Genomic DNA, 13728 nt, shown 5'->3' on the forward strand with positions numbered 1-13728 from the left:
TACGCCACCGTAGGTCCGATCGGCCGTACGCGCCAGTAATGAGCTCAGCCCACCAGCGGCTTCAGGTCCGCCCGGGGCGGCGTCCACTCCCCCGCCGCCGCGGCGACCTGCTCACCGGAGCGGATGTCCTTCACCTCGTCCGAGGCGCCCTCAGCGCCCGGGAACCAGACGTACGGGATGCCCCGCCGCTCGGCGTACCGGATCTGCTTGCCGAACTTCGCCGCGGACGGCGACACCTCGGTCGGTACGCCCCGCGAGCGCAGCGCCGCCGCCACCGCGTTGCTCGCCGGGCGGTCCTCCTCAGCGGTCACCGCGACCAGCACGCAGGTCGGCACGCTGCGGCTGACCGTCAACGCCTCGGCGCCGAAGAGCAGGCCGAGCAGCCGGGTCACCCCGATCGAGATGCCCACCCCGGGGAACGAGACGGCGCCCGACGTGGCCAGGTTGTCGTACCGGCCGCCGGAGCAGATCGAGCCGAACCGCTCGTACCCGGCCAGCTGCGTCTCGTAGACGGTGCCGGTGTAGTAGTCCAGGCCGCGGGCGATCCGCAGGTCGGCCACGCAGAGGCCGGGCGAGTGCGCGGCGGCCGTGTCCATCACCGCGGTCAGCTCGGCCAGCCCCTCGTCGAGCAGCGGGTCGCTGACCCCGAGGCCGCGCACCGCGTCGGCGAAGGAGGCGTCCGGCGCCGAGATCTCCGCCAGCGCCAGCGCGGCCTTCGCCTGGGCCTCGGTCGCCCCGGCCGTCTCGGCCAGCAGCTCGGCCACCTTCGCCGGCCCGATCTTGTCCAGCTTGTCCACCGCGCGCAGCGCCGCCGCCGGGTCGTCGATGCCGACCCCCCGATAGAAGCCCTCACAGATCTTGCGGTTGTTGACCTGGATGGTCACCGGCGGGATCGGCAGCGAGCGCAGCGCGTCGCCGATCACCAGCGGCAGCTCGGCCTCGTAGTGCGGCGGCAGGGTGTCCCGGTCGACGATGTCGATGTCGGCCTGGAGGAACTCGCGGTAGCGGCCCTCCTGCGGGCGCTCCCCCCGCCACACCTTCTGGATCTGGTAGCGGCGGAACGGGAACTGCAGCTTGCCGGCGTTCTCCAGCACGTACCGGGCGAACGGCACGGTCAGGTCGAAGTGCAGGCCGAGCGCGTCGTCGCCGGCCGGGCCGTCGGTGTCGGCCTGCAACCGGCGCAGCAGGTAGACCTCCTTGGACGTCTCGCCCTTGCGCAGCAGCTGGTCCAGCGGCTCGACCGAGCGGGTCTCCAGCGGGGCGAAGCCGTACAGCTCGAAGGTGGCGCGGATCCGGTCGAGGACGTACTGCTCGATCATCCGCTGGGCGGGCGTCCACTCCGGGAAGCCGGAGATGGGCGTGGGCTTGCTCATGGCGTACTCCTTGGGATCCCGCGCTTCGGCGCGGGCGCGGGTCTAGAGGCCTCGGGTGGGTGTGGCCGGGCGCGCGTCGCCGTCGTCCGCCACCTCGACGAGGTACGGGTTGGTCGCGCGCTCGCGGCCGATGGTGGTCGCGGGGCCGTGGCCGGGCAGGACGACCGTGTCGTCGGCCAGCGGAAGGACCTTCTCCCGCAGGCTGGACAGCATCCGGGGCATGCTGCCGCCCGGCAGGTCGGTGCGGCCGATCGAGCCGGCGAAGAGCACGTCACCGGAGAGGCAGATCTGCTCCGCCTCCCAGGGCGAGCCGGCGCCGGGCAGCCGGAACAGCACCGACCCGCCGGTATGGCCCGGGGCGTGGTCGACGGTGATCTCCAGCCCGGCCAGGGCCAGCGTCGCGCCGTCGGTCAGCTCGGCCACGTCGTCCGGCTCCGCGTACGGCAGCCGGCCGCCGAAGAGCTGGGTGAGGTCCATCGAGAGCGCCTTGGCCGGGTCGGCCAGCAGCTCCCGGTCGTCCGGGTGCACGTACGCCGGAATGCCGCGCGCGCCGCAGACCGGCGCGACGGAGAAGGTGTGGTCCAGGTGGCCGTGGGTGAGCAGCACGGCGGCCGGGTGCAGGCGGTGCTCGGCGAGCACGGCGTCGAGCCGGTCGAGCACCCCGATGCCGGGGTCGACCACCACGCACTGCTCCCCCGGCGCGGTCGCCACCACGTAGCAGTTGGTGCCGAAGGCGTCCGCGGGAAAGCCGGCCACGAGCACGTCCGCTCCCCTTCCGTTTCCGATCGTCGTCCCTGAGGGCAGCCTAGCCGCAGGGACGAGCGGATATCCCGGGCCCACCCGTCCCGTCCGCCCCGCCCGGCACAGTGATGCACTCCGATAAACGCAGCCCCGACCTGGTACCCCACTTTCACAGCAGGTACCCGTACACTCTGGCGGGCGTGTGGCGTGGCGCACCTGCGGACGCGACGGGCGTGAGCCGCCCGGACCGCCGGTGACGACCAGGTAGAGGAGGGGGAGCACCTGTGGCTTCCAGCAGGGACCGGCAGCGCAAGCTGGCACGGGAGAAGCTCGACCGGCAGCAGGCCCGACGGGCCGCCGCCACCCGGCGACGCCGGCAGATCCAGGCGGGCGTCGGCGCCGCGCTGGTGCTGGTGCTGGTGGTGGTCGGCGCGGCCTGGGGGCTGGGCGCCTTCGACCGCGACCCGGAGCGCAAGGCCGCCGAGGACGTCTGCCTCTGGACCCCGCAGGACTCCGGCGGCAACGCCAACCTCAAGGACGTCGGCACCCCGCCGACGAAGGACCTGCCGACCGCCGGCACCCGCGCCATGACCCTCACCACCAACCAGGGCGGCCCGGTCACCGCCGAGCTGGACCTCGCCGGCGCGCCCTGCGCCGCGGCCAGCATCGCCCACCTGTCCAGCCGCGGGTTCTACGACAACACCAAGTGCCACGAGATCACCGCCGAGGGCGCGCTGCGCTGCGGCGACCCGAGCGGCACCGGGCTCGGCGGCCCCACCTACACGTTCTACGACGAGAACGTCCCGGCGGTGCCGGAGACCACCCCGTCGGCCAGCCCGGCCCCCGGCCAGGCGCCGGCGTACCCGAAGGGCACGGTCGCGATGATCGCCAACCCGCCGGGCGCCAACGGCAGCCAGTTCCTGGTCTTCTTCAAGGACTTCAACCCGGCGAAGCCGGCGTACCCGGTGATCGGCCGGGTCACCGGCGGGCTGAACGTGATCGAGAAGATCGGTGCCCTGCCGACCGTGGACAATGGGACGGGGGCCAAGGTCAAGCCGAAGACCGACGTGGTGCTCCAGAAGCTCACCGTCGGCGAGCCCCAGACGGCACCGGCGCCGGCCTCGGCCGCCCCGACGGCCAGCCCCAGCGCCGGCTGAACCGGACAGACCACCCGTACCGTGCGGCAGCGACCGCGCCAGCAAGCCCAGGAGGAGTGAGGCGTGACGTCCACGAGAGAGCGGCAGCGCGCGGCGGCGCGGGCCCGACTGGAGCGGGAGATGGCCGAGCGCTCGGCCAAGGCCCGCAAGCGCCGGCAGACGCAGGCGATCGTCGGAGCGGGCGCGGTCCTGCTGCTCGTGGTCGCCGGCACGATCTGGTTGGCGAGCAGCCTCGGCGGCGACGACAAGCAGCAGGCCGCAGCCGGCGCGGAGGGCGGGTTCGCCGAGTGCGCCTACACCGAGATGCCGAAGGAGGGCCGACCCAAGCAGATCAAGGACGTCGGCCTGCCGGAGGCGAAGCAGCAGAGCACCGGCACCCAGACCATGACGATCGACACCAACCTGGGCCCGATCACCGCCAAGATCGACCGGTCCAAGGTGCCCTGCACCGCGGGCAGCTTCACCCACCTGGCCAGCAAGGGCTTCTTCGACAACTCCAAGTGCCACCGGCTGGTGACCGAGGGCATCAAGGTGCTGCAGTGCGGTGACCCGAGCGCGACCGGCAAGGGCTGGCGGGAGACCGACGGCACCGGCGGCCCGACCTACAAGCTGACCGAGGAGAACCTGCCGACCGACAAGCGCCCCGCGTACCCGGACGGCGTCATCGCGATGGCCAACTCCGGCCAGCCGGGCAGCACCGGCAGCCAGTTCTTCATCGTGTACGGCGACTCGCAGCTCGACCCGAACTACACCGTGCTCGGCACGGTCACCGGCGGGATGGACCTGGTCAAGCAGGTCGCCGCGGCCGGTGACGACGGGGCGTTCGCCAAGCAGGCCGGCGGCGGTCACCCCAAGAAGGAGATCACCATCACCAAGCTGAGCATGAGCGACATCCAGGGCTGACCCGCCCCGCGTACGACGAAGCGCCCGCCGGCACCGCCGGCGGGCGCTTTCTCGTCGGTGCCTCAGGCGCCCGAGGTGACCCGGTACGCGTCGAAGACGCCGTCCACCTTGCGGACGGTGGCCAGCAGGTGGCCCAGGTGCTTGGGGTCGGCCATCTCGAAGCTGAACCGGCTGACCGCCACCCGGTCCCGGGTGGTGGTGACGGTGGCGGAGAGGATGTTGACCCGCTCGTCGGAGAGCACCCGGGTGACGTCGGCCAGCAGCTTGTGCCGGTCCAGCGCCTCGACCTGGATGGCGACCAGGAACGTCGAGGCGGAGGTGAGCTTCCAGCTGACCTCGACCACCCGCTCGCTCTGCGCGCGCAGGTCCTCGGCGTTGGCGCAGTCGTCCCGGTGCACGCTCACCCCGCCGGAGCGGGTGACGAACCCGAACACCGAGTCGGGCGGGACCGGGGTGCAGCAGCGGGCCAGCTTGATCCACACGTCGCTGACGCCGCGGACCACCACGCCGGGATCGCTGCTGTTCTGCCGGCTACGCGGCGGCCGGGTGGCGACGGCGGTCTCGGCGATGTCCTCCGCCGCGCCCTCCTCGCCGCCGTAGGTGGCCATCAGCTTCTGCACCACCGACTGGGCGGAGACCTGGCTGTCGCCGACGGCCGCGTAGAGCGACGCGACGTCGGCCAGGTGCAGGTCCCGGGCGATCGCCATCAGGTTGTCGGAGGTGAGCATCCGCTGCAGCGGCATGCCCTGCTTGCGCATCGCCTTGACGATCGCGTCCTTGCCGGCCTCGATCGCCTCCTCGCGCCGCTCCTTGTTGAAGTACTGGCGGATCTTGGTGCGGGCCCGCGGGCTCTTGACGAAGCCCAGCCAGTCCTGCGTCGGGCCGGCGGTGTCGGACTTAGAGGTGAAGATCTCGATCACGTCGCCGTTGGAGAGCGTCGACTCCAACGGCACCAGCTTGCCGTTGACCCGGGCGCCGATGCACTTGTGCCCGACCTCGGTGTGCACCGCGTACGCGAAGTCCACCGGTGTGGAGCCGGTCGGCAGCGGGATGACGTCGCCCTTCGGGGTGAAGACGTACACCTCCTGGCTGGACAGGTCGAAGCGCAGCGCGTCCAGGAACTCGCTCGGGTCGGCCGCCTCCCGCTGCCAGTCCAGCAGCTGCCGCAGCCAGGTCATCTCGTCGATGTGCGCCGGCGGGCCGACGATCTGGGTGCCCTTGTGCTCCTTGTACTTCCAGTGCGCGGCGATGCCGAACTCGGCGGTGCGGTGCATCGCGTAGGTGCGGATCTGCATCTCCACCGGCTTGCCGGTGGGCCCGATGACCGTCGTGTGCAACGACTGGTACATGTTGAACTTGGGCATCGCGATGTAGTCCTTGAACCGGCCCGGCACCGGCTGCCAGTTCGCGTGGATCACGCCCAGCGCCGCGTAGCAGTCCCGCACCGTGTCGACCAGGATCCGCACCCCGACCAGGTCGTAGATGTCGTTGAAGTCGCGCCCCCGCACGATCATCTTCTGGTAGATCGAGTAGAGGTGCTTCGGCCGGCCGGTGGTCTCCGCCTTGATCTTGGCGGCCTTGAGGTCGGTGCCGACCTTCTGGGTGACCTGCTTGAGCAGCGACTCCCGCTGCGGCTGGTGCTCCCCGATCAGCCGGTTGATCTCCTCGTACCGCTTCGGGAACAGGGTGCCGAAGGCGAGGTCCTCCAGCTCCCACTTGATCGTGTTCATGCCGAGGCGGTGCGCCAGCGGGGCCAGGATCTCCAGCGTCTCCTTGGCCTTCTGCTCCTGCTTGGGGCGGGGCAGGAAGGTCAGGGTGCGCATGTTGTGCAGCCGGTCGGCCAGCTTGATCACCAGCACCCGCGGGTCCTTGGCCATCGCCACGACCATCTTGCGGATCGTCTCCGCCTTGGCCGCGTCGCCCAGCTTGACCTTGTCGAGCTTGGTCACCCCGTCGACCAGGAGCGTCACCTCGGGCCCGAAGTCGGCCCGCATCTGGTCAAGGGTGTACTCGGTGTCCTCGATGGTGTCGTGCAGCAGCGCCGCCACCAGCGTGGTGGTGTCCATCCCCAGGTTGCCCAGGATGGTGGCCACCGCCAGCGGGTGGGTGATGTACGGGTCACCGGACTTGCGGTACTGACCGGAGTGCCAGCGGGCGGCGGTGTCGAAGGCGCGCTGCAGCAGCCGCGCGTCGGCCTTGGGGTGGGCGTCCCGGTGGGACGAGATCAGCGGCTCGAGCACCTCGCTGACCTGGGAGCTCTGCCAGGGGGCGTTGAACCGGGCCAACCGGGCCCGCACCCGGCGGCCGGTGGGCGCGTTGGACAGCGCGAAGCCGCCGCTCGGCGAGGAGTCCTCGTCGAGCGGGAACGGCGCCACGACGGTCTCGTCGGGCTGACCGGCGGTCTCGGCGGCGACGCCGTCACCGGCGTCCGCCACCGCGGGCGGCGGGGTGGTCTTCCGGTCGGTCACCGAGCCGTCAGTATCGCCTGTCGGGTGCACCGTGCCCTCCACCGGAGGAACGACATCGTGGGACACCGGCCTCCTCACCGCTCGCCGGGAAAACGCCGACCGTGCGGTCGACGTCCTCTTCAACCGGCCGAGGGGCCGGCATTGTTCCGCTCCCGGCCGGTCTCACCGGCTGGTCGCCCTGCCGACGGGCGGATCTCCACCCGCTCAGCAAAGGGCAATCCTACCCGTACGGAGGGTGCCCCGCCGCTCCGCCGGACGGCCCCCGTCGAGGGCGCGCGCCGGCCGCCGGATCAAACGGTCAGCAGGGCATGGACCGGACGCCCGGCCAGCCGCTCGCGCCCCTTGAGGAAGCTCAGCTCGAGCAGCACGGTGAAGCCGGAGACCGTGCCGCCGGCCCGCTCGACCAGATCCAAGGTGGCCTCGGCGGTGCCTCCGGTGGCCAGCACATCGTCCACCACCAGCACCCGGTGCCCGGCGGTGAACGCGTCCTGGTGCACCTCCAGGGTGGCCTCCCCGTACTCCAGCGCGTACGAGGCCGAGTACGCCGGCCGGGGCAGCTTGCCCGCCTTGCGCACCGGCACCACGCCCACCCCGGTGGCGTACGCGATGGCCGCGGCGATCACGAAGCCGCGGGCCTCGATGCCGACCACCGCGTCGAACGAGTCGCGCCCGTGGTACCCGATGATCCCGTCGATCACCTCACGGAACACGTCGCCGTCGGCGAAGAGCGGCATCAGGTCCTTGAACATCACGCCCGGCTTGGGGAAGTCCGGCACGTCCAGCACCCGGCTGGCGACCAGCTGGGCGACCTGCGGGCCGCTGTCTCCCCGTACCCCGGTGCTGTGGGTCTCCGTCACGGTGGCTCCGCTTCCCTTCGGTACGACGACGGCGTCCGGCACGCTGCTCGCACAGCATGGCGGACGCCGTCGGATCGATCTCTACCGGGTGTCGGCGGGTCAGCGCCGCTTGGCGCCACCCGGCCGGCTGCCCCCGCCGCCGCTGGGGCGACCGCCCCGGGCGCCGGTCGGCCGCTTGCCGGCCGGCCGGGCGCCGACCTTCGGGGCGCTGCCGGCCAGCGCCGCCGACTCCGGGTCGATCGGCTCGTCGTCGGCCGTGCCCTCGACGCGTCGGGCGGCGCCGCGCGGAACGATCTCGCCCCGGGCGATCGCGCCCCGGCGGGCCAGCACCCGCTTGTGGTGCGCGTTGATCCGCGGGTCCTTGTTCTTCAGCCAGACCAGCAGCGGGGTGGCCAGCAGGATCGAGGTCAGGAACGCCACCGCCATACCGACGAAGAGCACCAGGCCGAGGTCCTTCAGGGTGCCCGCGCCGAGCAGGAACGCGCCGATGAACAGCAGGCCGCCGACCGGGAGCAGCGCCACCACCGAGGTGTTCAGCGACCGCATCAGCGACTGGTTCAACGCCAGGTTGGCCGCCTCGCCGTACGTCTGATTGTTGTTCGCGGTGATGCCCCGGGTGTTCTCCTGGACCTTGTCGAAGACCACCACCACGTCGTAGAGCGCGAAGCCCAGGATGGTGAGGAAACCGATGATCGTCGACGGGGTGACGTCGAGGCCCACCAGCGAGTAGATGCCCGAGGTGAGCACCAGGTTCATCAGCAGTGAGGCCAGCGCGGCGGCCGCCATCCGCCACTCGAACCGGACGATCAGGTAGAGCGCCACCACGACCAGGAAGATGATCAGACCGAGCACCGCGCGCTCGGTCACCTGGCTGCCGAAGGACGCGCTGACCTGGTTTCCGCCGACCTGGTTGAGCGGCACGCCGAACTCCTGCGCGATCGCCGCCTTCACCGCGCTGTCCTGCGCGGGCGTCAGCTCCGAGGTGCGCATCTCGTACGACTCGCCGTTGCTGCCCCCGACCTGCTGGGCGGTGGCCACCTCGGCGCCGCCACCCTTGGTCTTCAGGATGTCATTCACCCGCTGCTCGGTGTCGTCGATCGTGCCGACACTGGCCGGCACGATCAGCGAGTTGCCGCCGGCGAACTCGATGCCCAGGTTGAAACCGCGCAGGGCGAAGCTCAGCACCGCGACCAGCGCCAGCGCGGCGGCGACACTGAACCAGAGCTTGCGCCGGCCGACGATGTTGAGGTCGGCCTCGCCCCGGTACAGCCGGGACGCCAGACCATTCCTAGCCATCTCAGGCCTCCTTGACGCGCGAGGTGCGGGGGTTGGCCTGCTCGGCCGACCGGGACGGCAGGGCCCGGCCCAGGCCGCTGACCCGCGGGGACAGGAACGCCTTGGTGTTGGCGAACATCGTCATGATCGGGTGGCGGAACAGGAAGACCACCACCAGGTCGAGCACGGTGGCCAGGCCGAGGGCGAAGGCGAAGCCCTTGACCGTGCCGATCGAGACGATGTAGAGCACCACCGCGGACATCAGCGTGATCGCGTTCGCCGAGACGATCGTCCGACGGGCGCGGACCCAGGCGCGCGGCACCGCGCTGCGCGGGCTGCGGCCCTCGCGGATCTCGTCCTTGAGCCGCTCGAAGTAGATGACGAACGAGTCCGCCGCCACACCGAGTGACACGATCATGCCGGCGATGCCGGCGAGGGTGAGGGTGAAGCCGATCTGCCGGCCGAGCACCACCAGGGCGCCGAAGACCAGCAGCCCGGAGAGCACCAGGCTCAGGAAGATCACCGAGCCGAGTAGCCGGTAGTAGAAGAACGAGTAGATGATGACCAGCAGCATGCCGATGCCGGCGGCGAGCAGGCCGGCGCGCAGCTGGGTGTCGCCCAGGGTGGCGGTGACGTTCTGCGCCTCCTGCTGGTTGAAGGTCACCGGCAGCGCGCCGTAGCGGAGCTGGCTGGCCAGGTCGTTCGCCGACTTGCTGTTGAAGCTGCCGCTGATCTGCGAGTCACCGGTCAGCACGCCCTGGATCTCCGGCGCGGAGACGATCTCGTTGTCCAGCACGACCGCCACCCGGCAGTTGCCGTCCTGGCCGAGCGCGGTCTGCTCGCAGGTGCCGCCCTTGTTCTGGTACGACTCCCGGGTCAGCTCGGTCCACTTGCTCTGGCCCTCGCCGCTGAAGTTCAGGCTGACCACCCAGGAGCTGGCCTGGTCGAGCACCGCGTTGGCGTCCTTGACGTCGGTGCCGAGCACCTTCGCCTTGTCGAGCAGGTACTTCGCGGCGCCGCCCTCGCAGGCCACCGCCTGCTGGTTCTCGTCCTTGATCGAGGCGGCCGGTCGCTTGTCCAGCTGGGCGCAGGTGATCGTCGGGACGTTGAACTGCATCTGCGGCGCCAGCACCGCGATCTCCTGCGGGGAGAGCGTGCCGAACGGCTTGAACTTCGTCGCCAGCGATGGGTCGCTGGCCAGGTCGGCCGGGGCCTGCAGCGCGCTCGCGGCGGCCCAGGCGGCCGGGCCGACCTTCTGCTCGACGGCCTTGCGCTGCTGCTCGATGCTCTGCGACACCGGGGCCGGACTGGCACTCGGCGCGGCGGCCGGCGCGCTCGGCGAGGCCGACGCGGCCGGGGTGGCGCTGGCGCTCGGCGCCGGGGCGCCACCGCCCTGACCCCCGGACGGGGCGGCCGACACCTTGGGCTCGGCGCTCGCGGACGGCTTGGGCGCGGCGCTGCCGGACGGCTTCGGCGCGGCGCTGCCCGAGGGCTTCGGGGCGGCGCTGCCGGACGGGGCCGGGGTCGCCGCCGGCGGCGGGGTGACCGCGCCGCTGCCGTCGGCCGCCTTGAGCACCTTGCGGAAGCGCAGCTCGGCCGCGCTGCCGATGCCGGTCAGGTTGCGGTTCTCGCCGGGCAGGGAGATCACGATGTTCCGGTTGCCCTCGGTGACCACCTCGGCCTCGGCCACGCCGTAGCCGTTGACCCGGTTCTCGATGATCTGGCGGGCCTCCTCGAGGTTCGCCGCGGTCGGCGCCTTGCCGTCGAGGCTGTTGGTGGCCTCCAGCGTGACCCGGGTCCCGCCGATGAGGTCCAGACCGAGCCGAGGGTGCAGCCGGTCCTTCCAGCCACCGTGGGCGCCGGCGAAGAACACCAAAGAATAGAGGACCACGAAGATGAGCCCGAGCGCGGCGAGCTGCCGCCCGGGGTGCATCTGTCCCTGAGGTGGTGCCACGGCTGTCCTGTCTCCCTGTAACGGTCGCGCCGCCGACGCGGCGGCGGCGAGGTCGGACCCGGTGGTCCGGGCCGACGTGCTCTCCACAGGCCGGCGCCCGTCGCGCGGCACGGCGTACCGCCGCCGGCTGGGGGCGCCGGTCGGTGCGGGACGCGTGCCGGCCAACGGAGGCCGGCCCACCTGTTCAGTTGTCCTGCAGGCCCCGCCCGTCGCCGGGCGGGGACGACTCACTCCTTGATCGCGTCCGCGTCCTCGGCGATCGGCTCCTCGACCTGCTCGGCCTTGGTCACCACACGGGCGATGGCCGGGCGGGCGTAGCGGGTCTGCACGCCGGGGGCCACCTCGAGCAGCACGGTGTCGTCCTCCACCCCGGTGACCGTGCCGTAGAGGCCGCCGATGGTTACCACCTCGTCGCCGATCCCGAGGGTGGACTGCATGGACTCGGCCTCGCGGCGGCGCTTCTGCTGCGGGCGGATCATCATGAAGTACATGACGCCGAAGAGCAGGGCGATCATGATGATCGGCGTGAGACCGCCGGCGCCTCCGCCGGCAGCTGCTGCGTAGAGCACGGTGTGCGACCTTCCCATTGGCCTCCGGACCGGGCGCCGAGGCGCCGGAGCGGAGGCGGATTCTCACATCCTGTACAGACCGCGGCGAGTCTAGTCCCTACACCTGAGAACACCGAATGCGGTACAGATCACGTTCCCGTCACGCCTGATCGGGGGCGGAGGAGAACAGATCGGGCACCGGACCGGCATCCATGCCAAATGTACCATTTGGTGGATTGCGCCCCAGATGCCGCCAGGCCGCCTCGGTCGCCACCCGCCCCCGGGGCGTACGCGCCAGCAGGCCCGCCCGGACCAGGAACGGCTCGCAGACCTCCTCCACCGTGTCCGGCTGCTCCCCCACCGCCACGGCCAGCGTGGACAGGCCCACCGGCCCGCCCCGGAACGAGTCGACCAGCGCGGTCAGCACCGCCCGGTCCAGCCGGTCCAGGCCGAGCGCGTCCACGTCGTACACGGTGAGCGCCGCCCGGGCGGTCTCCAGGGTGACCACGCCGTCGGCCCGCACCTCGGCGTAGTCGCGGACCCGGCGCAGCAGCCGGTTGGCGATCCGGGGTGTGCCCCGGGAGCGGCCGGCGATCTCCACCGCGCCCTCGTCGGTGATCGGCACGCCGAGGATCCGGGCCGAGCGGTGCAGCAACGCCTCCAGGTCGGCCGGGGCGTAGAAGTCCAGGTGCGCGACGAAGCCGAACCGGTCGCGCATCGGCCCGGTCAGCAGGCCGGACCGGGTGGTCGCGCCGACCAGCGTGAACGGCTCCACGTCCAGCGGGATGGCCGTGGCGCCCGGCCCCTTGCCGACCACCACGTCGACCCGGAAGTCCTCCATCGCGCTGTAGAGCAGCTCCTCGGCCGGTTTGGCGATCCGGTGGATCTCGTCGATGAACAGCACGTCGCCCTCGGCGAGGCTGGTCAGGATGGCCGCCAGATCACCGGAGCGCTCGATCGCCGGGCCGCTGGTCACCCGGATGCCCGCGCCCAGCTCGGCCGCCACGATATTGGCCAGGGTGGTCTTACCCAAGCCAGGAGGCCCTGACAGGAGGATGTGGTCGGGCGGGCTGCCGCGCCGCATCGCGCCCTGCAGCAGCAGGTCGAGCTGGTCGCGGACCCGGTGCTGGGCGATGAACTCGTCCAGCCGCTTCGGCCGGACGGTGGCCTCCGCGTCCAGGTCACCGTCGGCCACGTACGCCGAGACCAGGTTGTCGCCGCTCACGCGTCTACCCCCGGCTCACTCCCCGCGCTCATCGCGTTCGGCCGAGCAGTCGGATGGCCTGCTTGAGCAGCACCGGCACCGGGGGCGTCTCACCGTCGACGGTCTCCGCCACCGCGGCCACCGCCTGGTCTGCCTGCCCGGCCGTCCAGCCCAACCCGACCAGCGCCTGGCGCACCTGCTCCGGCCAGGCGCCGCCGGTCACCCCGGCCGCCCCGTCCGCGCCGACCGGCACCGGGCCGATCCGGTCGCGCAGCTCCAGCACCAGGCGCTCGGCGCCCTTCTTGCCGATCCCCGGCACCCGGGTCAGGGCGGCGACGTCGGCGTTGGCGATCGCCTTGCGGACCGCGTCCGGGGTGTGCACCGCGAGCACCGCCTGGGCCAGCCGGGGACCCACCCCACTGGCGGTCTGCAGCAGCTCGAACAGCTGCTTGGCGTCGTCGTCGGCGAAGCCGTAGAGGGTGAGTGAGTCCTCCCGGACCACCAGGCTGGTGGCGAGCCGGGCGGACTGGCCGACCCGCAGGTCGGCCAGCGTGCCGGGGGCGCACTGCACCGCCAGGCCGATCCCGCCGACCTCCACCACCGCGTGATCCGGACCGGTCGCGGTCACCGTGCCGCGCACGCTGGCGATCATCCTGCTCCTCCTCGTCGTACCCGATCCGCGGCGGCGGCCAGCTTGGACCGGGTGCCGCCCCGCCAGACGTGGCAGATGGCCAGGGCCAGCGCGTCGGCGGCGTCGGCCGGCTTCGGCGGCTCGGCCAGCCGCAGCAGCCGGGTCACCATGGTCGTCATCTGCTTCTTGTCCGCCTGACCGGAACCGGTCACCGCCGCCTTCACCTCGCTGGGCGTGTACGTCTGCACGGGCAGCCCGGCGCGCGCGCCGGCGAGCACCGCGATCCCGCTGGCCTGGGCGGTGCCCATCACCGTACGCACGTTGTGCTGGCTGAACACCCGCTCGACGGCCACCGCATCCGGCCGGTGCTCGGCCACCAGGTCGGTCAGCGAGCGGTCCAGGTGCAGCAGGCGCAGCGGCAGGTCGTCACCGGGATCGGTGTAGACGACGTAGTAGGCGATCAGCGTGCAGGGCCGCCCGGGCACGCCCTCGACCACGCCGACCCCGCACCGGGTCAGCCCCGGATCGACGCCCAGCACCCGCACGCCGCCTCCTCCCCCACCGCCAGCAGTACGTGTGTTCGACACCCTACTGGCCCGCCCGGACCACCCGCCGGG

Annotated in this window: 12 protein-coding genes; 2 read left to right on the forward strand and 10 right to left on the reverse strand. The window is 72.0% G+C overall.

Annotation, left to right across the window (positions count from 1 at the left end; translation table 11 throughout):
* Positions 1-44 precede the first annotated feature (44 nt).
* Together hisS and ACFY3U_RS10055 are read right to left on the reverse strand one after the other, a co-directional pair.
* Positions 45-1373, reverse strand: a complete 1329-nt coding sequence (hisS, locus tag ACFY3U_RS10050; protein WP_387197985.1) for a histidine--tRNA ligase — start codon at positions 1371-1373, stop codon at positions 45-47.
* A gap of 42 nt (positions 1374-1415) precedes the next feature.
* Entirely contained in the window at positions 1416-2135 is a 720-nt protein-coding gene (locus ACFY3U_RS10055; protein WP_387197987.1) for an MBL fold metallo-hydrolase, read from the reverse strand.
* 263 nt (positions 2136-2398) lie between these two features.
* Between ACFY3U_RS10055 and ACFY3U_RS10060 the strand changes: the two genes are divergently transcribed.
* The gene (locus tag ACFY3U_RS10060) at positions 2399-3271 is read left to right on the forward strand and encodes a peptidylprolyl isomerase (protein WP_387197989.1); all 873 of its coding nucleotides are present in this window, start codon (positions 2399-2401) and stop codon (positions 3269-3271) included.
* Between the two features lie 63 nt (positions 3272-3334).
* The gene (locus ACFY3U_RS10065; RefSeq protein ID WP_387197992.1) at positions 3335-4174 is read left to right on the forward strand and encodes a peptidylprolyl isomerase; all 840 of its coding nucleotides are present in this window, start codon (positions 3335-3337) and stop codon (positions 4172-4174) included.
* Positions 4175-4236: 62 nt separating this feature from the next.
* Here ACFY3U_RS10065 and ACFY3U_RS10070 read toward each other — a convergent pair whose 3' ends face one another.
* The 8 genes from ACFY3U_RS10070 to ruvC form a co-directional block, all read right to left on the reverse strand.
* Positions 4237-6684, reverse strand: a complete 2448-nt coding sequence (locus ACFY3U_RS10070) for a RelA/SpoT family protein (RefSeq protein ID WP_387198835.1) — start codon at positions 6682-6684, stop codon at positions 4237-4239.
* 248 nt (positions 6685-6932) lie between these two features.
* Positions 6933-7499 (reverse strand): adenine phosphoribosyltransferase, encoded by a 567-nt coding sequence (locus tag ACFY3U_RS10075; protein ID WP_387197994.1) that lies wholly within the window; start codon positions 7497-7499, stop codon positions 6933-6935.
* 99 nt (positions 7500-7598) lie between these two features.
* Positions 7599-8795: a protein translocase subunit SecF gene (gene secF, locus ACFY3U_RS10080; RefSeq protein ID WP_387197997.1), complete on the reverse strand. Its 1197-nt coding sequence runs from the start codon at positions 8793-8795 to the stop codon at positions 7599-7601.
* A gap of 1 nt (position 8796) precedes the next feature.
* A complete protein-coding gene (secD, locus tag ACFY3U_RS10085; protein ID WP_387198001.1) occupies positions 8797-10728 on the reverse strand; it encodes a protein translocase subunit SecD in 1932 nt (643 codons plus the stop codon).
* A gap of 227 nt (positions 10729-10955) precedes the next feature.
* A complete protein-coding gene (gene yajC, locus ACFY3U_RS10090) occupies positions 10956-11297 on the reverse strand; it encodes a preprotein translocase subunit YajC (RefSeq protein ID WP_387198004.1) in 342 nt (113 codons plus the stop codon).
* A 139-nt stretch (positions 11298-11436) separates the two neighbouring features.
* Positions 11437-12501, reverse strand: coding sequence for a Holliday junction branch migration DNA helicase RuvB (gene ruvB, locus ACFY3U_RS10095; protein ID WP_387198007.1), 1065 nt, complete (start codon positions 12499-12501; stop codon positions 11437-11439).
* 28 nt (positions 12502-12529) lie between these two features.
* Positions 12530-13132, reverse strand: a complete 603-nt coding sequence (gene ruvA / locus ACFY3U_RS10100; RefSeq protein ID WP_387198010.1) for a Holliday junction branch migration protein RuvA — start codon at positions 13130-13132, stop codon at positions 12530-12532.
* A complete protein-coding gene (gene ruvC / locus ACFY3U_RS10105; RefSeq protein ID WP_387198013.1) occupies positions 13129-13656 on the reverse strand; it encodes a crossover junction endodeoxyribonuclease RuvC in 528 nt (175 codons plus the stop codon). The genes ruvA and ruvC overlap by 4 nt, the downstream gene beginning before the upstream one ends.
* Positions 13657-13728: the final 72 nt, after the last annotated feature.

The sequence above is a fragment of the Micromonospora sp. NPDC000089 genome (assembly GCF_042899365.1).
GTDB lineage: Bacteria > Actinomycetota > Actinomycetes > Mycobacteriales > Micromonosporaceae > Micromonospora.